Source organism: Candidatus Microbacterium phytovorans, assembly GCA_029202445.1.
GTDB lineage: Bacteria > Actinomycetota > Actinomycetes > Actinomycetales > Microbacteriaceae > Microbacterium > Microbacterium phytovorans.
The window spans coordinates 1,447,101-1,470,321 of sequence record CP119321.1; the positions used below are offsets into that span (position 1 = coordinate 1,447,101).

The window sequence follows — 23,221 nt, forward strand, 5'->3', positions numbered from 1 at the left end:
GGACCCCGGATGCCGACACCCGCACGCACGTCTGTCGAGGAGATCGTCGACGCCGCTTCCCGCATCCTCGACGAGGCCGGGCTCGCGGGCCTCACGATGCAGGCCGTCGCCGCGCGCGTCGGCGTGCGTCCCCCGTCGCTGTACAAGCGCGTGCGCGACCGCGACGAGCTCCTCGGCATGATCGCCGCCGCCACCGCCGGCGACCTCGGCGAGCGCCTGACCGCCGCGGCGGCCGTGGCATCCGACGATCCCGCGGAGCGTCTCGTGCAGCTGGCTCACGCGTTGCGCGCCTACGCGCACGCCAGGCCCGAGCGGTACCGGCTGGTGTTCGCTCCCCCGGCCGAGACCGTCGCGCTCGACGACGATGCGCGCGCCGTCGCCGTGCGGACCCTGCTGGAGACGACCGCCGAGCTCGTGGGACCGGACGAGGCCCTCCCCGCTGCGCGCACCGTCACCGCCTGGGCGACCGGCTTCATCAGCATGGAGTTCGCCGGCGCGTTCCGCCTCGGCGGCGACGTCGATGAGGCGTTCGCGTACGGGATCGAGCGGATCGCCGCGGCCCTCGGGAGCGGGCGGGCGCGGTGAGCTAGGCGGGCGCGTCGTCGGCGGCGCCGTTACTCCCCGTCGTTCACGGCCAGCCGCGCGTCGATGGCGTCCGCCTCGACCTCGCGGCCTGCGAGGCGGAGCGCGCTCGCATACCCCGCCAGCGAGTACTGATAGCTGGCATGCGTCTCGCCGAGCACCTCGGCCATCGTCGGCAGGAACGACTCGTACGACGCGCAACTCTCGTCATGGCGCCCAGACTTGCGCAGCGCGATCGCCAGATCGTCCGCGGCATCCAGGGTCTCCGGATCCGCGTCGCCCTTCACTCGGGAGCACGTGTCCCGCACGTGCGCATGTAGGGGCACCGCATACTCGGCCGCGCCGGAGTCGACGAGGAGGCGCCCGGCCACGGTCATGACATCCAGCACCTCGGCGTGATCGTCGCCGAGGCGGTCGATGAGGAGCTCGAGCAGCTCGAGGTACACCTGCGCGGCTTCCCCTGACAGATCCGCTCGCGAGGCGATCGCCGCCAACGCATGAAGCGACTCAACCGTCTCGTCGTGGGCTGATCCGAGTACGCGACGGCGATCGGCAAGCACGGACCGCGCCTCATCCAATGCATGTTCTACGCGACCGGCTCCTTCGAGAGCGAACGCGCGGTTGTGGCGGCTAGATAGCGTGCGCGGGTGGTCGGGCCCAAACGTTTGCTGACTCAGTTCTACGAGCCCGTCGTAGTGCACCACTGCCTCGTCCACACGACCCAGTTCGGAAAGGAGCCATGCGATCGCCGAGCGACTCAACAGGGTGTCTGGATGATCGGGTCCGAGGGTGGCAACCCTCGGCGCGAGCACCGAGAGATGCTCCGCGAGCGCCTCGTCGTACCGGCCTTCCCAGAGCAGCGCGTTGGCGAGGCCGTAGCGCGTAGCGAGGGTGTCGAAATGTTCTGCGCCGAGCACGCGGCGACGGTCATCAAGGAGCGCACGCCACTCCTCCAGTGCCTCCTCGCGGCGGCCGATAGCTTCGAGCGCGAGGGCGATGTCGTGGCGGCTGGAGAGGGCATCTGCAGAGTCCGCGCCCATGACGCGGACCCGGTCCTGCCGCAGCCGGCGGTGCGCCGCGAGGGCCTCCTCCCCGCGACCGGCCAGCTGCAGTGCGCGGGCGAAATAGGAGCGTGCCAGCAGGGTCTCCGGGTTATCCGGACCATGGAGGCGCACCCGGTCCTGCGCGACCGACTCCAGCGACTCTACGGCGCGGAGGGGTTCAAGGCCCGCCATCGTCATCGCCACGGCGGCGCGCGACTCCAAGGTTTCTGGGTGATCGGGCCCGAGCACCCGCACCCGGTCAGTCAATACCGCCACATAGAGGCGGAGCCCGTCCTCCACGCTGCCCATCTCGACGAGCAGGTAGGCGAGCGCGCTGCGGGTCGCGAGCGTGTGCGGGTGGGTATCACCGAGCACCCGCGCTCGGCGTGTCGCGACGTCTACGAGCTCGGTGCATGCGGTGTCGTAGCGCCCGAGCGAAAGGTAAGTCGCCGCGAGATTTCCGCGCGCGAGCAGCAGTCGAGGGTCGTCTTCGTCGCGCGTCAGACGGAGCTGGCGAACGATCTCTTGGAGCTCGGCGAGCGCCTCGTCGAGTCGCCCCAGTTGGTCCAGGGTCGCGGTGATGTAATGCCGGATGTCGAGGAGGTCCTCGGCGTCCACACCCACTCGCTCCGAGTCCGCCAGGATCTCCACGAATGCATCGAGTGCCTCCTGGTAACGACCGATCTGCCCGAGCAAGTGCGCCGCAGTCGCACGCGAGCGGAGGGTGTGGCTGTGGTCGCGGCCGAGTACGCGGCTTCGGTCGTCTACCAGCGTCTGCGCTGCACGTAGCGCCTCCTCGACCCGACCCGCAGCACCCACGGCCCGGACCACACCTTCTCTCATGCGAAGCACCGACGGGTGATCGGGGCCGTGCAGGCCCGTCAAGATGTCGACCAAGACGCGATAGTCCCGCTCGGCGTCGGCTGCCAAACCGAGGTCGTATTGAGCGTCGCCCCGGATGTCCCACACCTCGAGAGCGGCGGAGTTGTCGGCCCCTCTCAGGTTCTCAGCCCCCCTCAGGCTCTCCGGACCACCCAGGGCGTCGATGACCCGCGTCGCCATGTCGATCGTGCGGCGAAGTTCGCGCGGCTGCGTGGCGAGGATGCGCAGCGCGGGCAGCGTCGCCACTGCCAGCGCGGTGGAGTCGGTGAGGAACCCCTCTGCGAAGAGCACGCCGACGAGGTCGGCCAGGTGGAGCGCCTCGTCGACCGTCTCCGCGGGCGCGGATCCGTCGGCGAGCCGCGTCACGGCCTGCGCGAGCGCGGTCCGAACTTCGATCCGGTCCTCGGTAGAGAGGAAACGGTCGTCCTCGGCGGCGATCATGATCTGATCCGGCTCGTGGAATGCGCGGAGCATCCCGCTGACCTCTCTCACCCAAGCGTACGCACCTGCGTCGAAGTCGAGAGCCGCGGCGATGTCGTCGACGCTCGGCCAGTCCAGTTCGTGGAGCGCCTCGAGAAGCAGTGTCGTATGCCAGTGCGACGAAACGCCCGCCTCGCCGATCCGTGCGGGGGCGCCCAACGCGGCGAGGGTGAGCGCTTCACGCAGCCGCTCCGGCAGCTCCCGCCAGAGTTCCTGATAGAGCCCGCGGATCTCACCCGGCGCTTCGGCGACCGCGGCCGCGGAGAGGGTGAGCGCACCGTCCTTGCTGCGGCGTCGGATGCGCGGAAGCTCGCAGAACAGCTCCAGGGCGAGCGGGTTCGGGTAGCGCTCAACGATCCGCTGCAGCGTCTCCGCCTCGACCTCCGGATAGGTGAACCGCACGATCTGACCGAGTGCCGCGGCATCCAGTTCGTCGAGCGTCGCCTCGGGACGGAACGGCATCGGCAGTACTCCCGACCGATGCGAGACGCGGATGACGCTCTCCTCCAGCTGGGCGAAGGCGGCCGCGACGGCCGGGTTCGCTTCGGTGCTCCCCGGCCACGAGGTCGAGACGACGAGCACCGCACCGGGCCGCGACGCGAGCGCGACGAGCATCTCCACCAGGGTCGGATCGGCGTCGTGCAGATCTTCGACGAAGACCACGACGGGAAGCTCGGGGATCGCGAGACGCGAGACGAGTGCGACCGCTTCGTCGACGAAGTCCGTCGCGGCCATCACCGGAGCCTCGGACGACAGGCGCTCGCGCCGGGCGGCGGTGTCGCGGATGGCATCGACGCTTCGCTCCCCCAGCCAGCGGACCAGACCGAGACCCGGGATCGCCGCGCCCACGACCGACTCGACCACCTGGCCGGCGACCTCCATCGCGGCTTCGTCGACGGCCGCACCCCCGAACGCGCGCAGTCCCGCGGTGATGCGCGAGCTGCGCGGGGCGCGTGTGCGCCAGGCATCTTCGAGGTAGGCGGCGTGGGCGCGGAACTGTCCCATGTCCTCCGTGAGCACCGCCGACGCGACGCCGTCGCGCAGGGAGCAGGAGATCCCCCACCACATGAAGTCGGGGAGGCTCCCCGCGACGTGCGTGACGGTGGGGTGCACCCGCTTCCGCCGAAACTGCACGTCGGAAGCGCCGTCGAGGATCGACCCCGGCCAGTAGGGCGGATCGGACTGCCGCTCGGATGCCAGCCGGGCATAGAACTCGCGGGCGATCCGCGTCTTTCCCCACCCCGACGGGGCTTCGATCGACACCCACAGCGGCCGCTCGGTGGTGCGCACCTGGTCGAACGCTGCGATCAACCCATCGACGATCGCCCGGCGCCCGGCGCCGACGAAGGCCGGCTCCACCCCCGTGTCACTCATCGGCATCCCCACCCCGGTGTCGTGTGGGATCAGAGTAGCGGGCGCGGTGAACTAGGCGGGCGGGTCGCCGCCGGCGCCGTCTCATGTGCGGAGCCTACGGTGACGTTCGGCGACCGGCTGGCGCACAGATCAACGGTGCCCCTGGAGGGACTCGAACCCCCAACCGTTTCCTTAGGACGGAACTGCTCTTCCATTGAGCTACAGAGGCTGGCATCTCGAGTCTATCGGGCGTCGGCGGCGAGGATCTCGGCGTTGAGCGCCGCCTGCCACTCCCGCAGCTGCCACATGGGGTGATGCGGTGCGGCGTTGGAGCACAGCACCACTCCCCACACGCCGTGCTCGAGGGCGGTGCGCACTCCGTGTTCGGCGAGCGCGCGGCCGATGTGGCCCTCTTCGAACTGGCCGTGGAGCGGCGTGTAGCCGACCCACCCTTCGCCGACGATCGCGGGAACCTGCTGCCACCGCGCCCAGCGCGCGATCGCGATGGTGCGTGAGGCGATCTCGCGACGCATCACGTGCTCGTAGGGCGGATAGTGCGCGGTGAGCCAGGCATCCCACTTCTGCGGGTCGACCCAGTCGTACCCGTAGACCATCTGGTCGGTGATGACGGTGGCGCGGTACTTCCAGTCGGCGGCACGACCGTAGTCGGCGACCGACGGCGCATCGTCGCGCAGCAGCGCCCGCAGCGCCGCGTTCGGGAAGCCTTCGCTCCCCTCCGACCGGATGTCGACCTGCTGCTGCAGCGCGTCGAGCACCCCGTAGCTGTACACGTGGAACTGCGCGGCGCCGAGCCCGTCGGGGAGGCTGTGCATGTCGAGGTGCGGCGGCTTGCCGTAGCTCGCGGTGACGAGCAGGTCGGGATGCCGTTCCCGCAGCCGCCGGATTTCCACCGCTCCCCCGTCGCCGAGGGCCGGCAGGATCGAGAAGTCCACCTCGTTGTGCAGCTCGACGAGGGCGATGCGGTCGCGGTGCCCGAGGGCCGTGAGCCACTCGATCATGCGATCCCAGGCATCCGCCAGCACGCGGTAGCGGTCGCGGAGCGGCACGGCGTCGATCGCCTCGAACCACCGCGGCGAACGCGCGAACGAGGGCGACTGCTGGTACTCCCAGCTCGCGAGGATGACGACCATGCCGTGCGCCTCGGCGGCCGCGAAGAGCTCGCGCAGCCGCGCGCGCACGTCGATCGCGTACCCGCCGGGGGTGTCGTACCAGCGTGTGCGCTGCCCGAAGATCCCCCCACCGGGTGCGGCTCCGAGGCCCTCGATCTCGAGCTCGGTGGCAAGGTCGTCGAGGCCCAGTCCGCCGAACAGCAGCAACGGTGCCGCGCAGATGCGGATCGCGTTGTAGCCGAGGCTCGCGGCATCCGCGACGGCCGCCACGATGTCTTCGAACGGCTCGCCGGCACCGGCGCGGGTGTACCAGCTGAAGTCCCACAGCGTGATCGTCAGCCGCGGCGGCAGGTGTGCGGGCACCGGCCCCGTGAGGGGGCGCTCGTCGACCTCGATCGTGCCGCTCCCCAGATATCGCTCAGCCACGGTTCCCATCCTGCCCGGCCGCGACGACAGAGCGGATGCCGTCGGCCTGCTGCCCTCGCCCTTCCGCCGCCAGCCGCGCCAACTCGTCGGCCGCTGCCGCCCGCACTCCGGCCGTGCCCACGTCGAAGAGCGTCAGTTCGGGTACGGACGTCGCGAAGTAGTCGACCTCGTCGGGCGACGCGCGAAGCTCCGCCGCTCGCTCATCGAGCGCACGCCACTCCGCCTCCGCCGCCTGCGCGTCACCGAGATGCAGGAAGGCGACGCCGCGCCAGAAGGTCGACGCGTCGGCGGGACGCTCGGCGACCGCCAGCGGCGTCGGCGCGACAGCCGCCCGCCATGCCTGCTCGGCACCGGCGTGGTCACCGGCCGCCGCGCGCGCACGGCCGAGCAGCACCCACCGCTCCACGGGACGCTCCGCCGGATGCCGCCCCTCCCCGAGCGACGCGGGCGGCGTGAAGCCTCCCTCCAGCAGCTCGGCCGCCGCCTCCGGCGCGCCCTGCGCGAGCAGCGCCTCGGCACGCCGGCACGATGCCCGGTCGAACGCGGCGATCACCTGCCCCTCCCCGCCCTCGAAGGGACGGAACCGACGCGTCGTGAGCAGCTGCCAGGCCTCATCGAGGCGACCGGCATCCATCAGCAGCGTCGCGTGCCGCACCGCGAGATCGTCACGTCGACCCAGGAGGTCGTGGTGCCGCTCCATCAGCGCGAGCCGTTCGGCCGCCCCGAGCCGGCGACGAATGGCGAGCACATCGCGTTCGAACACGAGCCGCGCATCCGCGCGAAGGTCGAGGGCGTGGGCGAGAGCCGCGTCGGCGGCCTCCTCGTCGCCGTCCGCCGCCACGAGGGCGATCGCCAGATTGCGCCACACGACGGGATCGGTCGACCCGGCATCCGCCGCCGCACCCAAGTGCACGCGGGCCTCGGCCGTACGTCCCGCGTCGAGCAGCCACATGCCGAGGAGACCGGCGGCCACGGCATCCGTCCGGTCGGCCTCGACGGCCGCGACCAACGCGTCGTACTGGTCGAGCCCCGCGGGGAACGCGAGGTCGGTGGGTTCCCGCCGCGCCGCGGCACGCTCGGCCGCTGCCTCGGCGGGACGACCGGCGCGATCGAGCCACAGCGCACGTAGATATCCGCGGAGGGGTCCGGCCCGGCCCGCGGCCGGCGTCGCCTCCGACACGACCGCCGTCGCGGCGAGCGCCTCGTCGAACGCTCCGCCACGCGCGAGCTCCGCCCCCACGTCGAGCGGCATCTTCGCGTCGAGCGACAGCGCGTCGCCGCGCAGCGCACGCGTCACAGGGTCGAGTGGGTCGGATGCCGCGAGCGCCTCCAGCGCCTCGGCCGCTCCCGCCTCACCGCACCGGGCGAGCGCCAGCGCCTCCCAGCGCCGCGCCTCGGGGATATCCCCCGCCTCCCGCGCCAGCCGCAGCGCCGCCGCCGCACGCCCCGCCCGCAGCGCGATCCGCGCCCGGCCGAGCGCCGCAGCTCCGGCGAACGCGAGGTTCCAGCCGGCCTTCGCGAACCACCGGTCGGCACCGTCGTCGTCGCCCAGCCGCTCGGCGACGAGCGCCCGCAGGTACACGGTCTCCCCGTCGCGGGGGTTCAGGTTCCGGCGCGTCTGCCGTGCGAGCGCCGCATCGAGCGCCGCCGCCGCCTCCGCGTACTCCCCGCGGTGCAGGTGCCAGGCACCGAGCGCCGTCGACGCGCGCACGTCGCCCGGGTCACGCCGCAGCGCCTCCCGCAGATACGGCACGGCCGACCGCGACGGATGCCGGTACTGCAGCAGATGCACGGCAGTGCTGTACAGCTCGTCACCCGACGCGATGTCCGCCGGCGGCGGCGGGGCCGTCGCCAGCCAGGGCTCCGCCGCGGCCGACTCCCCCGCGCGAGAGCGCCACACGACCAGGACGCCACCGGCATCCGTCACCTCGACCTCGAGGCCCGCGGCATCCGCGTCGACGTCGACGACCGCGGCGAACGGACGGTCCGGCCCCAGCTCGGCATCGAAGCGGGCGAGCTCCACGCCGCCGCGACGGACGATCACCGACGCCCCGTCGCGACGTCGCGTCGTGAGGGCCGTCACCCGGGTTCCGCCCGCCACGGACTCCACGCCGACGGCCGCGTCCGTCGTCGCCTGCCGCGCCGGACCGGTCGCGTGGATCGGATACCAGAACTGCCGGAACCGCTTTGTCTCACCCGGCAGCAGCCAGCTGAAATCGGGCTGGTTGTCGGTGTAGACCCCGGCCATGAGCTCCACGTACGGACCGTCGCCGTCGGTGAGCTGGTCGTCCCAGGCACGACCGATCTCGCCGTCACCCCACGTCCACTGCTTCTTGCCGGGCGAGACGGCACGATCGGCCCAGTGGACGAACCCCGCATCGGCGACGTGGTCGTAGCCACCGAAGAAGTCGTCGTCGGTGTCGGTGATCATGTACGACGTCGGCACCGGGATGTTCGAGTAGATGTCGATGCGGTCCGCGTCGGGCCGTTCGGCGGCGAGCGCCGGATAGTCCACCCCGTAGTAAGGGCGATCCGCGCGAGGGAACGCCGAGATCGCCCGACGGGCGTGATCGGCCACGTACGCGACGTCGTCGGGGAAGAAGGACTGATACCGCTCGTGCACCCGCGCGGCCACGTTCGCCCACCACAGGAACGTCTGCGGCACGTCGGTGCGGTTGTGCAGTGTCGCCTCGAGCTCGATCAGCGAGGATCCCGGCCGCAGTCGGATGCCGTGCACCCCGCGCATCCTCTGCAACGGATCGAGGTCGCTGTGCCATACGACCGCGGCCCCGTCGGATTCCCGTTCGATGCGGGACTCGACCGGCAGGAACGTCGCCGGCCGATGATGCTGCGGCCAGTTGAACTCCACCCCGCCCGAGATCCACGGTCCCGCAAGCCCGACGAGCGCCGGCTTGATCACGTTGTTGCGGTAGAAGAAGTCGTACCCGGCGACCTTGTCGTAGCCGATGTGGATGCGCCCGCCGATCTCCGGCAGCAGCACCAGCCGCACGTACGCGTTCTCGAGATGGATCGCCTCCCAGCGGCGCGGGGCCTTCTCGTGCGACACGGCGTCGATCATCGGCAGCGGATACACCCGCCCGCTCGACCCCTGGTACACGCGCCGGTCGAGGAACAGCGGGTACGGGTCGGGCTCACCCGGCTCGTACGTGTCGATCCACAGCGGCTCGCTCCAGCACGCCACTCCCCCCGCGGCGAGGATCGCGGCCTGATCGGCGGGGGCATCGGGCAGCTCGATGCGGCTCGGAGTCACGTCGTCGGGGATCACCTGGCAAAACTACGGTCTCCGGCATCCGGAGGGAATGGCCATTCGCCCGACTCACCTAGATGATTCGACGGTCCCCGTGGCAGGCGCGGCATGTGACAGAATGCCGCACATGGATGCGACGGAGATCCCACCGACGTCCCCACAAGAGCGTGCCGACGGCTTCGACCGGCAACGGCTCAGCGTCGTCCCGCGGCCGATCGTCGATACCGCCCTCACCCGCCCCGTCACCCGACGCATCCTCGTCACCGACGCCGGCTACTTCCCCCACGCCGACCACCACGGACGCCACCGCCCCGACGGCACGGAGGAGACGATCGTCATCGTCTGCGTCGCCGGGGCCGGATGGGTGGAGGCCGACGGCATCCGCATCGCCGTCGGGTCGTCCACCGCGATCGTCATCCCCGGCGGCACCCCCCACTCGTACGGCGCCTCCACGACCGACCCCTGGACGATCTGGTGGTGCCACGTCCGCGGCTCCGACGTGCCCGAACTGCTGGAGGCCGCCGGCATCCGACCCGGCCGCGTCACCCTGTCGCTGCCGGCCGTCGAGCGGGTGACGGCGCTCCTCGACGAGATCTCCGTCGCCCTCGCCCGCGACACCACCCCCGGCCGCCTTCTCGCGACCTCCGGCATGGCCTGGCGTCTGCTGACACAACTGGCGGTCGACCGGGTGATCCCCAGCGAGGGCGCCCCCGTCGAACGCGCGATGCGCTACCTCGAGGACCGCATCGACGGTCACGTGCAGGTGCCCGAACTCGCGGCGATGGTCGGCGTCTCCGCCTCGCACCTGGCCGCGCTGTTCCGCGAGGCCACCGGCGGCGGCGTGCTCGCGCACCACAACGCGCTCAAGATGGCGCGCGCCCGCGAGCTCCTCGACACGACGACGCTGCCCGTCGCGGAGGTCGGTCGCCGCATCGGGCTGGACGACCCCTTCTACTTCTCCCGGCAGTTCCGCCGCACCCACGGCATGAGCCCCCGCGCCTACCGCGAGACCCGCAAGGGCTGACCCCGGCCGCCCCACACGTCGCTTCCCCCGGCCGGTGTATCCGAGTTGACGGACCGCGTACAGGCAGAATCGGCCACCGCGGCGGCGGGAGCGACGAGGACGCCCGGTTCTGCCTGTAAGCGGGCGAACCGAAGCGTCAGCCCTTCGTCGCGCCGGCGGTGAGGTCGGCGCGCCAGAAGCGCTGCAGCCCCGTCATGAGCGCGACCAGCAGCAGCGCCGACACGGCAGAACCGGTGACGACGAGCGCGTAGAACATGGGGTCGCGCTGCGTCTGCCCGTTCCACAGCGTCAGTCCCAGAGTCACCGGGAAGGTGGACGTGTCGTTGAGCATGACGAGCGGCAGCAGGTAGTTGTTCCAGATGGTGACGAACTGGAACAGGAAGATCGTGACGAGCGCGGGCATCATCATGCGCGACGCCATCGACGCGAAGATGCGGAGGTCGCCGGCGCCGTCGAGCCGCGCCGCCTCGATCACCTCGTCGGGCACGCTCGCGTTGGCGTGGATGCGGGCGAGGTAGACGCCGAAGGGGCTCACCATGCTCGGCAGCAGCACCGCCCAGTAGGTGCCGGTGAGGCCGAAGGTGTTGAGGAGGAAGTAGAGCGGGAGGGCGATGACCGTGGCCGGCACGAGCACCCCGCCGAGGATGACGGAGAACAGCAGCTCCCGCCCGCGGAACGGGAACTTCGCGATCGCGTAGCCGCACGCGGCCGAGATCACCATCGCGACGAACGCTCCGACGCCGGAGTACAGGATGCTGTTGAGCACCCAGCGGGTGAAGGCGCCGCCGTCCTGTGTGAAGAGGGCGACGAGGTTCTCCCACGCCTGCGGCGCGTCGGAGAACCACAGGCCGAAGGTGCCGAAGAGGTCGGCGGGCGACTTGGTGGCGGCGATGAGCACCCACACGAGCGGCAGCAGGAAGTACACGGCCGCGACGACGAGCGCCACGTTCACGGCGACCGTGCTGACCGTTCCCGAGGTGTGCGGTGTACGGCGACGAGCGGATGCCGGACGCGTGATCGCCCCGGTCGCCTCGGCAGCGGTGGCGGATGCGGCGGTCACCATGCGCGGCTCCCCTTCCGGTTGACGAGACGGAGGAACCCGAACGAGAAGGCGAACCCGAGGAGGGCCACGATCACCGCCATCGCCGCGGCGAGGTTCGGGTTCCCCTGCGCGAACGCCTGGTTGTAGGCGGCGAGATTGGGGGTGTACGTGGAGCTGATGGCGGTGGTCAGCGGACGGAGCACGAGCGGTTCGACGAACAGCTGCAGCGTGCCGATGATCGTGAAGACGGTCACGAGGATGATCGAGGGCCGCACGAGCGGGAGCTTGATGTGCCAGATGGTCGACCAGGCGGAGGCGCCGTCGACGCGGGCCGCTTCGTACAGTTCGGAGGGGATGGCGTTGAGCGCGGCCATGAGGATGACCATGTTGTAGCCGGCGAACCCCCACAGCGCGATGTTGGCGATGGAGAAGAGCACGTTGCCGCTGGAGAGCGGGTCGAACGCGATGCCGGCCGAACTCAGCAGCTGGAGGACCGGGCTCGTCGCGGGGACGTAGAGGAAGCCCCACAGCAGCGTGGCGACGACGCCGGGGACGCCGTACGGCGAGAAAAAGACGACGCGGAAGAAGCGGGGGGCGAGGGCGCGTCCGGAGTCGAGGAGGAGGGCGAGTCCGAGCGCGGTGAGCACCATGAGCGGCACGAGCACGGCGGAGAAGGTCACGAGCCTGCCGAGGCTCTCCACGAACGACGGGTCGGCGAGCGCGCGGGCGTAGTTGTCGAGGAAGACGAACGCCGTTTCGGGGGCGCCGTACCCGAGTCCCGAACTGCGCGTCGTGAACATGCTCTGCACGATCGCGTAGACGATCGGCGCCACGAAGAACGCCACGAACATGACAGCGAACGGCAGGATCAGCACCCAGACGGCGCCGGGGAGCCGGCGGCGGGAGCGCGGGAGGGCGACGGAGGTCACGGGGCTTCTTCCTGGTCGGCGCCGGTGCAGCGGCGGGACGGAGGACGGGGTGGACCGGCCTTGTCGGCTGGCCCACCCCGTCGGGTTCAGTCGCTGACGGAGATGCCGCGCTCGGTGAGAGCGGCGACCATGTCGGCCTGCGTCTTGGCGTACGCGTCGGCGAGCGGTGTGCCGGCGTCGACGGCGGCCTTGACGTTGTCGGTCAGGCTCGCGAACAGCGTCGAGGACAGCGGGGGCCACGACCACGACGTGTCGACGGCCTTGTCCGACTCGGCGAACACGTCCCAGATGTCCTGGCCGCCGTAGAAGTCGAAGACCTCGGGGGCGTCCTGGAGCGACGCGATCGCCGCGGTGTCGACGATCGACGGCCAGCCGGCGCCGATCTCGGTGAGGATGCTGACGCTGTCGGTGTTGGAGTTGAGCCACACGGCGAACTCCGCTGCCGCCTCGGGGTTCTTCGAGCCCTTCAGCACCGCGTTGGCCGAACCACCCGCCCACGTCGCCGAGACGTTGTCGCCGGCGTTCCACTGCGGCATCGCGCCGACGGCCCACTTGCCGGCGGTGTCGGGCGCCGTGCCGCGGAGAATGGCATCCGCCCACGAACCGGAGATCCAGGACAGGATGTTGCCGTTCTGCAGGTCGGCGTTCCACTCGCTGGAGAAGTCGGCCTCGATCTTGACGAGGTCTTCGTCGATCATCTTCTGCCAGAAGTCGGCGACCTTGGTCGTCTCGGCGCCGTCGATCGACACCGACCAGGCGTCGTTCTCGGCGACGAACCAGTTGGCGCCGCCCTGCTGGGCGAGACCGATCATCCACGGCGCCTGGTTGAAGGCGAACGCGGTGATGTAACGGTCGGGGTCGGACGCACGGACGACCTTGGCCGCTTCGTAGAACTCGTCCCACGTCTCCGGGTAGTCGATGCCGAGCTCCTCGAAGATGTCGGCGCGGTAGAACTGTCCGAGCGGACCGGAGGCCTGCGGGATCGAGTACACCTTGTCGCCGAAGACACCGGTCTGCCACTGCCACGGGACGAAGAGGCTCTCGGCATCCGAGACGTACGGGGTGATGTCTTCGAGGGCGTCGTTGATGAGGAAGTCGGGGATCGCGTCGTAGCCGAGCTGGACGACATCGGCGGGGTTGCCGGCCTGCACGGCCGACAGCATGGTGGCGTAGCCGCCGTCGGGGCCGGCGGTGATCGTCTCGAGCGTGACGTGGATGTCGTCGTGCGCCTCGTTGAACGCGTCCACGGCGCGGTCGATGTTCGGCACCCACGACTGGAAGGTGATCTCGACGGGCTCGCCGTCGGCGGGTGGCTCCGTGCTGGTGCCGGCGCTGCAGCCGGCGAGGGCGATCGCGGCGACAGCGCCGATCGCGAGGGCCGCCACTCGGGTGCGACGGCGTGCGGAAATGGACATACATGCTCCCTTGCAATGCAGGCGTCAGGGCCTCGGCTGGATGGTGCGTACTGACGCTATGCGGCACGGCATCCCGGGAACATAGGAGAACGACGGGTTCACCTGGACGATTCTACGGATACCCGATTGACCCGGCGCTCACGCGTTGCGGCCCGGAACCGCTCCCCGAACCCGTCGGCGGTTAGGCTCGCGAGGTGAGCCGACACGTCCGCGACCGTACCGCGAGCTCGGGCGTCCTGACGCTCGTCGCCGTCATGGCCTCGCTCGTACTAAGCGGCTGCGCGGCGGCAACGGCGGTGCCTGCCGAGACTCCGGACGCCACCGCGACACCTTCGCCCTCCGCCGCGTCGGTGGCGTTGCCGCCGGCGGGCGGCGCTCCGGACTACCAACTCGGCGGTGCGTACGACCCGGCTTCCGGGGTAGAGATCGTGGCGCGCGACCGCACCGCGCCTCCCGCCGCGTCGCTGTACTCGATCTGCTACGTCAACGCCTTCCAGACCCAGCCGGGCGAGGCGGACGACTGGCCGGGCGCGCTGCTTCTGCGCGACGCCGCGGGCGAACTCGTCATCGATCCCGACTGGCCCGACGAGGTCATCGTGGACACGCGGGATGCCGCGGGCGTCGCCGCCAGGGTGATCCCCTGGATCGAGGGGTGTGCGGCGGACGGGTTCGACGCGGTCGAGTTCGACAACCTCGACACCTATACGCGCACGGATGGGGCGCTCTCGCGCGCGGATAACGTCGCGGTCGCAGGCCTACTGGTCGAGGCGGCGCACCGGGTGGGTCTCGCGGCCGGTCAGAAGAACGCGGCGGAGGATGCCGAGCTCCTCCGCACCGAGGCGAGTTTCGACTTCGCAGTCACCGAGGAGTGCGCCGCGTACGACGAATGCGCCGCCTACACCGACGTGTACGGCGACGCGGTGATCGGTATCGAGTACACCGACAACCTTCCGCGGCCGTTCGCGGAGGTGTGTGAGCACGAGGACCGACCGGCATCCCTCGTTCTGCGCGATCGCGACCTCACGGTCGTCGGTGACCCGGCCTACGTGTTCGAGCTCTGCGACTGAGCTCGGCCGGGCACGCGGGGGCGCCATGACGGTGCACCGGACAGGCGCGGCCCGTACATGACCGCACCCCCGCGGGCACAGGGCCGCGGGGGTGCGTCGGGGGTTGCGGGAGCGTTGGCTTCGGACGCCCGGGGGTTCCGCAACCGGGGTCGGGGTGGGTCAGTGACTCACCAGAGCCAGGTCTTGTCGCCGACGATCGCACGCCAGGTGCGGGCGAGGCTCAGACGCTGGGTAGGAACCGCGAAGAACGCGATCGCCATGACGCCCATGTCGATGATGTGGCTGTCGATCAGGGGGTTGGTGGCACCCGTCAGGGTGAGGGGGAACTCGGCCAGGTACATGAGGAACAGCATCGCGACACCGGCGATTGCGCCGAGGCGGACACCGATTCCGGTGAGGAGGGTGACGCCGACGCCGAGGAGTCCGAGCATGAACAGCCAGTCGACCAGCGGGACGCCGGCCAGGGCGGTGAAGAGTCCGGCGAGCGGGCTCTCGGCGGTCGCGTTGCTGAGGAATCCGGTGGTGGGGCTGCCGCCGTGGATCCACGCCCGCTCGGCGGGGGTGGCGAAGCCGAAGCCGAACACCTTGTCGAGGAAGGCCCAGAGGAAGTAGAAGCCCATCAGCATCCGCGTGACCGCGATGGCGATCGGGAGGGCGCGCTGTTCGGCGACCGGGGTTGCGGTGGCACCGCCGTGGGGGACAGGGGTGGCGGTCGGGACGGCCATGATCTGGGACCTTTCGTGATCTGTGCTCCGGTGTCTCCGGGGCTATGACTTCAGTGTCCGCCCGGCAGGGAGAAACCTGGGAAAACTCCGTGTGCGGCATCCATGTGGTCTGACCACAGTGTATTTTGCACTGTCGATCATCTACAAACAGGCCGCGGGGGTCGCCCGTCGATCAGGTGGCGAACCTCCGTAAACCGTGTGAGTCACCGCCGATGGTGTGTCAGAGATTGCATCCGCCGCCGATTCTCGGCATCGTGGCCGGTCCGCAGCAATCCACGGAAGGAGAGCACCATGCTCACACTCACCGAGAACGCCACGATCGCCGTGAAGTCGCTCACAGAGCAGATCCCCACCACGACGGGTGGTCTGCGCATCAGCGAAGCGGTCGCCCCCGAGAAGGGCTACGCGCTCAACCTGGCCAGCGCCCCCGAGTCCGACGACACCGTCGTCGAGGCCGACGGCGCGCGCGTGTTCGTCGACCCCGTCGCGAGCGTTGCCCTCGACAACCGGGTGCTCGACGCCCGTGTCACCGACGACGGCTCGGTGGGCTTCGCCCTCGCCGACCAGCGCTGAGTTTCGCCGGCCGCCGCCTGCCGGCCGCGAGCCACTTGTCGGCCGCACAGCCGGTCGCTGGCTGAGCCGGAGAACACCCCGGAACAGGACGATTTTCTGGAGTCGATCCTGGTCCGGGGTGTTCTTTGTCTCGCGTCGTCACCGGAAGTCGCGGGAGCGGTGCTCCACCCCCACCTTGAGGTCTTCGAAGCCGTCGGCGAGGAGGTTGGTCACTCCCTCCGGCGAGCGCTCCAACAGTCCGCGGGCGATGAGCGCCGGTGAGTCGCGGAGCACCCGTCGGTATCTGTTCCACACTCCGAGCGAGCAGATCACGTTCACCAGGCCGTGCTCGTCTTCCAGGTTGATGAACGTGATTCCGGATGCCGTCGCCGGCCTCTGTCGGTGGGTGACGAGCCCCGCGACCTCGATGCGTCGTCCCGTCTCGTGCTCGCGCAGCTCGCGGGAGGTGAGCACCCCCCTCGCGTCGAGCTGCGCCCGGTAGTGGGTGAGGGGGTGGTCGTCGGTGGAGATTCCCGTCGCCCACAGGTCGGCGGCGAGGATGTCGTAGCTCGTCTGGTCGGGGAACAGCGGCGGCTGGACGGAGATGAGCGTGCCTTCGAGGAACTCCGGCCGGTTCTGTGCGGCATCGCCCGCGAGCCAGATGCCTTCGCGTCTGCTGACGCCGAGGCTCTCGAACGCACCCGCCGTCGCGAGCGCTTCGAGATGCGCCTCGGTCGCTCCCGTGCGCCGCACGAGATCACGCAGGTCATGGTAGGGGCCGTGCTGTTCGCGCTCGGCGACGATCCGTTCGGCGAGCGGAGTTCCGATGCCGGTGACCGCCGCGAGTCCCAGCCGGACCGCGAACGCACCGTCGCGGCGATGCGCCGCGTCTTCGACGGGCGCGGTGGGATCGAAGTCGGGTACGGGCGGCTGGTGTCGATCGGTGCAGGAGTCCCGTCCGGTCGCCGGTCGCCGCGCCGCGCCGCGTGGGGTCGTCTCCCCGGGTGGCGGGGTCGCCCCGGTTACGGACTCCCCGGGTGGGATCTCACCGGGCGAGGTGTCGACCTCGAGGGGTTCGAGGATGGCTTCGGCCGCGGAAGCGTGGATGTCGGGACGGCGGACGGTCACCCCGTGCCGTCGCGCATCGGCGGTGAGCGAGGCGGGTGAGTAGAACCCCATCGGCTGGGCTCGCAGCAGCGCGGCCAGGAATGCGCCGGGATAGTGGAGTTTCAGCCAGGACGAGGCGTAGACGAGCAGCCCGAACGAGAGCGAATGACTTTCGGCGAATCCGAAGTTCGCGAACGCCTGGATCTTCGCGTACAGGTCGTCGGCGACCTGTCCCACGAGACCGTGCCGCGCCATGCCCTCGTACAGTTTCCGCTTGAGCGACTCGATCCGCTCGATGCCCCGCTTGGAGCCCATGGCTCGGCGGAGCAGATCGGCATCCTCTCCCGACAGGTCGCCGACCGCCATACCCATCTGCATGAGCTGCTCCTGGAACACCGGGATGCCGAGGGTGCGCTCCAGCACCGGCTCGAGCTTGGGGTGCGCGTAGGTGACCTTCTCGTGTCCGAGTTTGCGCCGCACGTATGGGTGCACCGCTCCGCCCTGGATGGGGCCGGGACGGATGAGGGCGATCTCGATCACGAGGTCGTAGAACCGTCGGGGCTGCAGCCGTGGCAGGAGACCCATCTGCGCGCGGGATTCGACCTGGAAGACGCCGATCGAGTCCGCTCGGCACAGCATGTCGTAGACGGCGGCTTCTTCTTTGGGGATCGTCGCGAGTTCCCACCGCTCCCCCGTGGCGCCGTCGATGAGGTCGAACGCGTACTGGATGGCGGCGAGCATCCCGAGCCCGAGGAGGTCAAATTTGACGAGCCCCATCCATGCGGCGTCGTCCTTGTCCCATTGGATGACGGTGCGGTTCTCCATGCGGGCGTGCTCGATGGGCACCACTTCGCCGACGGGGCGGTCGGTGAGCACCATTCCTCCCGAGTGGATGCCGAGGTGGCGGGGGGCTTTGAGCAGTTCTCCCGCGTAGGCCAGCACGCGGTCGGGGATGTCATGGTCGGAGGTCTCGAACTGCCCGTCCCACCGTTCGATCTGCTTCGACCAGGCGTCCTGCTGTCCGGGTGAGTGGCCGAGGGCGCGAGCCATATCGCGGACGGCGTTCTTCGGGCGGTACTGGATGACGTTGGCGACCTGCGCGGCGCGGTCGCGTCCGTAGGTCGCGTATACCCACTGGATGATCTCCTCTCTCCGGTCGGAGTCGAAGTCGACGTCGATATCGGGTTCCTCGTCGCGCAGGGCGGACAGGAACCGCTCGAACGGCAGTCGGTAGTAGATCGAGTCGATGGCCGTGATTCCCAGCAGGTAGCAGACGGCGCTGTTGGCGGCCGAGCCCCTTCCCTGGCAGAGGATGCCGCGGCGTCGCGCCTCCTGGACGATCCCGTGGACGATGAGGAAGTAGCCGGGGAAGTCCTTCTGCTCGATGACGGCGAGTTCCTTCTCGATGCGGGTCCGGCCGTCGTCGTCGAGGTCGGGGTAGAAGCGGGGCACCGCCTCCCACACGAGGTGGCGCAGCCAGGTCATGGGCGTGTGCCCGTCGGGGACGGGGAGTTGCGGGAGGGCCGGTTTCGCGCGGCGCAGGGGGAAGGCGAGCTCGTCGGCGAGGTCGACCGTGCGGCTGACGGCTCCCGGATACCGCCGGAACCTTCGTTGCATCTCCGCGCCCGAGCGCAGATGCGCGCTCGCGTGCGACGGCAGCCACCCGTCGAGCTCGTCGAGGCCACGACCGGCGCGGACGGCGGCGACGGCAGCGGCCAACGGCATCCGTTCGGGCACCGCGTAGTGGACGTTGTTGGTCGCGAGAACGGGAAGTCCTCGATCGCGGGCGAGGGCTGCCAGCACGTCGTTGTCGCGGGTGTCGACCGGGTTTCCGTGGTCGATGAGCTCGACCTCGATCGCGTCGGGGCCGAACAGCGTGACGAGCCGGTCGAGTTCGTCGCCGGCGGCGGTCGGTCCGCCCGTCGCGAGGGCGCGTCGGACGGAACCCTTGCGGCATCCGGTGAGGATCGACCAGTGGCCGCGTCCGCGCTCGGCGAGGTCGGCGAGGTCGTAGCGGGGACGCCCTTTTTCCGCACCGGAGAGTTGGGCGTGGGTGATCGCCGCGGCGAGGCGGTGGTAGCCCTCCTCCCCGCGCGCCAGCACCAGGAGGTGCGTGCCTTCCGGGTCGGGCGGCCCGGCGCGTGGGGCCGTCGGTTGCGGGATGCCCGGCGGGCTGAGGAGGTCGTGCTGCTCGCTCGCCGACGCGATGTCGCCCAGCGACAGTTCCGCGCCGAAGACCGTCTTCACCTGCAGGTGCTCGGCGGCCTCGGCGAACCGCACGATGCCGTAGAAGCCGTCGTGGTCGCTGATCGCGAGAGCGTGGAGCCCCAGCCGTTCCGCCTCTTCCGCGAGTTCGGCCGGCGAGGAGGCGCCGTCGAGGAACGAGAAGGACGAATGCGCATGCAGTTCGGCGTAGGGCACCGCGTCGTCGGGACGGACGATCGGCGTCGGTTCGTACGGTCCGCGCTTTCGCGAGAAGGCGGGGCCGTCGCCCCCGTTCGGCTCGGGGCGACCGCTGAGCACCCGCTCCATCTCCGACCAGGTGACCGACGGATTGTTGAAGCCCATCAGTCGTACCTCCCCTCGACGTGCCAGACCCCCGCCTCGCACACCAGCAGCCACGCGGTCTGGTGCACATCGACCACCTGGAACCTGTGCGCCTGGCGGGCACGCACGGCATCCCACGTCCGCTCGACGATCGGCCACGGGCCCGCCCAGGACTGCACGGCACGCGTCGACCCGCCTGCGACGAGCGCCGACGGCGCTGCGGTCGGCTCGCCTCGCGCGTCGACGGCCACCATGTCACCGTCGTCGTCGACGACCGCAACCGGCACAGGTTCGGCGAACACCGTCGACGGCAGCGGATCCGGGATGCTGCCCGGCCACGGCCGGGAACGGTCGGCGATCTCCACCCGGTCGCCCCACGGCACGAGCACCTGCCGTTCCTGGAGCCACCGGCCGCCCCCGACGACCGGAGTGACGACGGCGCGGTGCCCCAGCATGGCCTGCACACGCGAGAGGGCGTGGTGCACCTTCTCGTCGGGTCCACCCCCGAACAGCGCCCGTGCGTGGTGGGCGGCGGCATCCACCCGTTCGGGCTCGAGCCGCACCTGAGCCACACCGCTGCGCAGTGTCTGCTCCGCCAGTTGCCACCGCACCCGGTCGACGACCCCCGAGGCGTCGAACGCGCCCGGGTGCAGCCACACGCGGGAGCTGCGCTCGCCCCGCTCGCCCGTGACGACGACGCGCAACTCGGTGCACACCAGATCGACCGCCCCGAGACCCGTGATGAACTCCTCGGCGGCCACCCTCGTGCCGAAGGCGACCTGCTCGGCGAGTTCGAGCGGCGGCTCGAACGCGACCTCCCGATGCAGTTCGGGCGGAGGCGTGCGCGGCGTCACGGGCTGCGAGTCGGCCCCGGCCGACAGCGCATGCAGTCGAGCACCCCTCACCCCGAACCTCTCGACGAGACGGTCGACGGGAAGAGCGGCGACCTGCCCGAGCGTCTGCACCCCGAGCCGTGCGAACAGGTCGACGACGTCGTGGTCGAGCACCGTCACCGGCAGTGGCGCCAGGAAGGCGGCCGACTCTCCCGCCGGCACCACCCGGAGAGGTCGATCGCGGCGGGTGCCGACCCGCGCGGCCTGCTCGGCCGTGAAGGGCCCGTCAGCGACGCCCGCCCGCACATCCGCGATCCCCGCTTCGCTCAGGATGCCGGTGAGCACCGTCGCCGCCGCCGCCTCTCCCCCGTAGTACCGCGCCGGCCCACGCGCCTTCAACGCGCACAGTCCGGGGTGGAGCAGCTGCACCCCCGGGGCCACGTCTTCCAGCTGGGCGATGAGCGGGGCGAAGACCCGCTGGTCCCGCACCGGGTCGGCGTCGGCCACGAGGAGCTGCGGGCACCGCGCTTGCGCGTCGCGACGCCGCTGCCCTCTGCGCACCCCTTCGGCCCGCGCGGCCGCGGAGCACGCGAGCACCATCCCCTTCTCGAACACGGCGATCGGCAACCCCGGGTCGGGAGGGTCGATGCCGTCGCGAGTGAGGGCGATGATCGGCCAGTCCGGCACCCACACCACGAGACTGCGTACCGGCTCCCACCCCGCCTCCACGGTCGCCTGCACGGCGGCCGACCTCTCCCGCCGCATCAGCTCACCGCCCGCATCGGAGGCATCGCCGAGACCTCGAGCTCGTTCTCCCCGCCGCGCTCGCCCCACGGGATCGTGGAGAGCGTCCCGTCGGATGCCGGCAGCATCATCCGGTTCCGGCGCGGCACGGGGAACCGGCGGCTCGACACGGTCACGGTGAGCTCCCTCCCCGAGAGGATGCCGTGCCCCTCACCCAGCCCCGACCACTGCGGGCTGTCGACATCGATCATCGCCTCGGTCTGCGGCCACGGCCCCTGGACGAGCAGGACCGACCCCCGCTCCCGCATGCGCGCAGCCAACCGCCCGACATCGGCATCCTTCGCTCGCGCCGGCGGCCTCACCGCCACGATCGGCAGCACCTCCGCGATCGTCGCCGTGACCGCGAGCCACCGCGGCCCCGGGTCGGGGATCAGCACGAGGCGCGAGAGGTCGACGCCGATGTGCTCCGCCGCCTCGATCCCCACCCCCGGCATCCCTATGACGCCGCACCACGACCCCGCCTGCGACGGCTGCGCCAGCAGGGCGAACAGCAGCGACGTCGAGCGCCCGAGAGAGTACGCCGATCCGGGACGCAGCCCGCGGCCCGGAAGCAGCTCACCGATGGCGGGATGGACCGGCAGCACCGGCGCGTCGAGGCGCCGCCCCTGCACTCTCTCGAGCTGAGCGCGCAGTCGCTGCACCTCCTGCACCGCAGCCGCATCCCGCACGATCGTCCTCACTTCGACAGGTTAGAACATCTGTTCTATTCCTTCAATCCGTCGAATCGAAGATACGAACGACCACCGACACTGCATCCGGTCCTGTGGACAACTCCAGACGAGACCAGGGCGAGTGCTCTAGTTTTCAAGCGCACTCATCAATGAGTACTCTCGTGAGCATGGCGTGTGTCCTTCACCCATTCTCGCCTCCCCCGCCGTTCGACAAGGAGACGACATGAAAACACGAGACGACATGAACCCGGGCAACCGTCTCCGACGAGCGGCACACACAGCGATACGACTCGCCCCGTGGCTCGTCAGCATCACCGTCACCATCGTGGGGCTCTCGCTCCTGTTGACACGCACAACGATCGTGTGGGAGGAAAGTCAGTTCGAAGCCGACATGTGGGATGCGACGCCGGTCGACGTCACGGGTATCGGACTGGCACTGCTGTGCGTCGGCATCCTCAGCCTGATGGCGACGCTTCTGTGCGAAGCGCACGTTCGAACGCGGACAATCACCGCCCCGACCCGCGAGAGCGGAAGCTCAAGGCGCGGCAGCTGAACGATCAGGCGGCGAGGGCGAGGTACGGCTCCCAGACGGGGTCGGTGCGCTCCGTGCCCCTGACGGTCCACTGCGCACCACGGGGAGGCTGCGGCACCCACCGCAGCTCCCACCCCATCTCCTGCGGAGTGCGATCACCCTTGACGTTGTTGCAGCGCAGGCAGCAGGCGACGAGGTTCTCCCACGAGTCGGCGCCACCGCGCGAGCGCGGCAGGACGTGGTCGATCGTCGACGCGCCCTTCCCGCAATACGCGCATCGGTGTGCATCGCGGCGGAGCACACCGCGCCGCGTCACCGGCACGCGGCGCGCACCCGGCACTCGCACGTAGCGAGTCAACACGATGACTGCGGGACGGTCGTAGGCGGCTCGGGTGCCCCAGACCGGATCGTCATCGACGTGTTCGACCACGACCGCCTTGTCGTTCATGACGAGCACGAGGGCTCGCTTGAACGAGACGACGGCCAGCGGTTCGTATCCTGCGTTCAGCACCAGAGTGCGCATTCGATGTCCTCTCGAACTGCCGTGACGGCTTCAGCGGTTGTTCGGTTGCGACGTCGCCTTCGCGAAGGAGGTGCGGGCACGAAAAAAGGCGCTGTCGAAAGACAGCGCCTTTGTTCCACGACCGAGGTCGCGGCAGTCGTGCACACGATGCCGAAGGACGTAGCGACCGACGTCATGCCGGTCTGGGGCATTCACGGATCGAATGCGGGGTACTACGTCCATCTGCTCCCCCTGGGCTCACGCGAGCGTCGGGATCAGGCTAATACAGCCCCAGACGACCGAGGCG

General features: G+C 70.3%; 16 protein-coding genes and 1 tRNA gene. 5 read left to right on the forward strand and 12 right to left on the reverse strand.

Going from position 1 to position 23,221, the window contains the following annotated elements; all coding sequences use genetic code 11:
• Window positions 1–9: 9 nt before the first annotated feature.
• Window positions 10–585, forward strand: coding sequence for a WHG domain-containing protein (locus P0Y48_06920; GenBank protein WEK14916.1), 576 nt, complete (start codon window positions 10–12; stop codon window positions 583–585).
• Between the two features lie 29 nt (window positions 586–614).
• Here the strand turns inward: P0Y48_06920 and P0Y48_06925 are convergent, their stop codons facing one another.
• The 4 genes from P0Y48_06925 to P0Y48_06940 form a co-directional block, all read right to left on the reverse strand.
• Window positions 615–4,361, reverse strand: coding sequence for a tetratricopeptide repeat protein (locus P0Y48_06925; GenBank protein WEK14917.1), 3,747 nt, complete (start codon window positions 4,359–4,361; stop codon window positions 615–617).
• A 136-nt stretch (window positions 4,362–4,497) separates the two neighbouring features.
• A tRNA-Arg gene (locus P0Y48_06930) sits at window positions 4,498–4,569 on the reverse strand.
• A gap of 13 nt (window positions 4,570–4,582) precedes the next feature.
• The gene (locus tag P0Y48_06935) at window positions 4,583–5,905 is read right to left on the reverse strand and encodes a cellulase-like family protein (GenBank protein WEK14918.1); all 1,323 of its coding nucleotides are present in this window, start codon (window positions 5,903–5,905) and stop codon (window positions 4,583–4,585) included.
• Window positions 5,889–9,182, reverse strand: a complete 3,294-nt coding sequence (locus P0Y48_06940) for a DUF5107 domain-containing protein (GenBank protein ID WEK14919.1) — start codon at window positions 9,180–9,182, stop codon at window positions 5,889–5,891. The genes P0Y48_06935 and P0Y48_06940 overlap by 17 nt, the downstream gene beginning before the upstream one ends.
• Window positions 9,183–9,291: 109 nt before the next feature.
• Here P0Y48_06940 and P0Y48_06945 point away from each other — a divergent pair, with 109 nt between their 5' ends.
• Window positions 9,292–10,188, forward strand: coding sequence for an AraC family transcriptional regulator (locus P0Y48_06945; GenBank protein WEK14920.1), 897 nt, complete (start codon window positions 9,292–9,294; stop codon window positions 10,186–10,188).
• Between the two features lie 136 nt (window positions 10,189–10,324).
• Here the strand turns inward: P0Y48_06945 and P0Y48_06950 are convergent, their stop codons facing one another.
• From P0Y48_06950 to P0Y48_06960, 3 genes are all read right to left on the reverse strand, one after another.
• Window positions 10,325–11,251, reverse strand: coding sequence for a carbohydrate ABC transporter permease (locus P0Y48_06950; GenBank protein WEK14921.1), 927 nt, complete (start codon window positions 11,249–11,251; stop codon window positions 10,325–10,327).
• Window positions 11,245–12,159 carry a sugar ABC transporter permease gene (locus tag P0Y48_06955; protein WEK14922.1) on the reverse strand — a complete coding sequence of 305 codons (915 nt, stop codon included), beginning with the start codon at window positions 12,157–12,159 and terminating at the stop codon, window positions 11,245–11,247. The genes P0Y48_06950 and P0Y48_06955 overlap by 7 nt, the downstream gene beginning before the upstream one ends.
• 86 nt (window positions 12,160–12,245) lie before the next feature.
• Entirely contained in the window at window positions 12,246–13,574 is a 1,329-nt protein-coding gene (locus P0Y48_06960; GenBank protein WEK14923.1) for an extracellular solute-binding protein, read from the reverse strand.
• Between the two features lie 194 nt (window positions 13,575–13,768).
• On the opposite strand from P0Y48_06960, the gene P0Y48_06965 reads away from it, so the two are divergent.
• Window positions 13,769–14,641 carry an endo alpha-1,4 polygalactosaminidase gene (locus P0Y48_06965; GenBank protein WEK14924.1) on the forward strand — a complete coding sequence of 291 codons (873 nt, stop codon included), beginning with the start codon at window positions 13,769–13,771 and terminating at the stop codon, window positions 14,639–14,641.
• Between the two features lie 167 nt (window positions 14,642–14,808).
• On the opposite strand, the gene P0Y48_06970 is transcribed toward P0Y48_06965, so the two are convergent.
• Complete coding sequence (locus tag P0Y48_06970) at window positions 14,809–15,366, reverse strand: hypothetical protein (GenBank protein WEK14925.1); 558 nt, start codon at window positions 15,364–15,366, stop codon at window positions 14,809–14,811.
• A gap of 291 nt (window positions 15,367–15,657) precedes the next feature.
• Here P0Y48_06970 and P0Y48_06975 point away from each other — a divergent pair, with 291 nt between their 5' ends.
• Entirely contained in the window at window positions 15,658–15,939 is a 282-nt protein-coding gene (locus tag P0Y48_06975; GenBank protein ID WEK14926.1) for a Fe-S cluster assembly protein HesB, read from the forward strand.
• Window positions 15,940–16,077: 138 nt separating this feature from the next.
• Here P0Y48_06975 and P0Y48_06980 read toward each other — a convergent pair whose 3' ends face one another.
• From P0Y48_06980 to P0Y48_06990, 3 genes are read right to left on the reverse strand one after another with little or no spacing between them, the layout of a single operon-like run.
• Window positions 16,078–19,593, reverse strand: coding sequence for an error-prone DNA polymerase (locus P0Y48_06980; protein ID WEK14927.1), 3,516 nt, complete (start codon window positions 19,591–19,593; stop codon window positions 16,078–16,080).
• Window positions 19,593–21,170: a DNA polymerase Y family protein gene (locus P0Y48_06985; protein ID WEK14928.1), complete on the reverse strand. Its 1,578-nt coding sequence runs from the start codon at window positions 21,168–21,170 to the stop codon at window positions 19,593–19,595. The genes P0Y48_06980 and P0Y48_06985 overlap by 1 nt, the downstream gene beginning before the upstream one ends.
• On the reverse strand, window positions 21,170–21,889 hold the full coding sequence (locus P0Y48_06990; protein ID WEK14929.1) for a hypothetical protein: 720 nt from the start codon (window positions 21,887–21,889) through the stop codon (window positions 21,170–21,172). The genes P0Y48_06985 and P0Y48_06990 overlap by 1 nt, the downstream gene beginning before the upstream one ends.
• A gap of 214 nt (window positions 21,890–22,103) precedes the next feature.
• Between P0Y48_06990 and P0Y48_06995 the strand changes: the two genes are divergently transcribed.
• On the forward strand, window positions 22,104–22,433 hold the full coding sequence (locus P0Y48_06995) for a hypothetical protein (protein WEK14930.1): 330 nt from the start codon (window positions 22,104–22,106) through the stop codon (window positions 22,431–22,433).
• Window positions 22,434–22,437: 4 nt separating this feature from the next.
• On the opposite strand, the gene P0Y48_07000 is transcribed toward P0Y48_06995, so the two are convergent.
• Window positions 22,438–22,935 (reverse strand): HNH endonuclease, encoded by a 498-nt coding sequence (locus tag P0Y48_07000; GenBank protein ID WEK14931.1) that lies wholly within the window; start codon window positions 22,933–22,935, stop codon window positions 22,438–22,440.
• Window positions 22,936–23,221 lie beyond the last annotated feature (286 nt).

Coding starts and splice junctions, on each gene's coding strand:
- P0Y48_06925 (WEK14917.1), bottom strand. CDS start 4,361: ATGAGTGACACGGGGGTGGAGCCGGCCTTCGTCGGCGCCGGGCGCCGG.
- P0Y48_06970 (WEK14925.1), bottom strand. CDS start 15,366: ATGGCCGTCCCGACCGCCACCCCTGTCCCCCACGGCGGTGCCACCGCA.
- P0Y48_07000 (WEK14931.1), bottom strand. CDS start 22,935: ATGCGCACTCTGGTGCTGAACGCAGGATACGAACCGCTGGCCGTCGTC.
- P0Y48_06960 (WEK14923.1), bottom strand. CDS start 13,574: ATGTCCATTTCCGCACGCCGTCGCACCCGAGTGGCGGCCCTCGCGATC.
- P0Y48_06975 (WEK14926.1), top strand. CDS start 15,658: ATGCTCACACTCACCGAGAACGCCACGATCGCCGTGAAGTCGCTCACA.
- P0Y48_06945 (WEK14920.1), top strand. CDS start 9,292: ATGGATGCGACGGAGATCCCACCGACGTCCCCACAAGAGCGTGCCGAC.
- P0Y48_06980 (WEK14927.1), bottom strand. CDS start 19,593: ATGGGCTTCAACAATCCGTCGGTCACCTGGTCGGAGATGGAGCGGGTG.
- P0Y48_06985 (WEK14928.1), bottom strand. CDS start 21,170: ATGCGGCGGGAGAGGTCGGCCGCCGTGCAGGCGACCGTGGAGGCGGGG.
- P0Y48_06995 (WEK14930.1), top strand. CDS start 22,104: ATGAAAACACGAGACGACATGAACCCGGGCAACCGTCTCCGACGAGCG.
- P0Y48_06920 (WEK14916.1), top strand. CDS start 10: ATGCCGACACCCGCACGCACGTCTGTCGAGGAGATCGTCGACGCCGCT.
- P0Y48_06935 (WEK14918.1), bottom strand. CDS start 5,905: ATGGGAACCGTGGCTGAGCGATATCTGGGGAGCGGCACGATCGAGGTC.
- P0Y48_06950 (WEK14921.1), bottom strand. CDS start 11,251: ATGGTGACCGCCGCATCCGCCACCGCTGCCGAGGCGACCGGGGCGATC.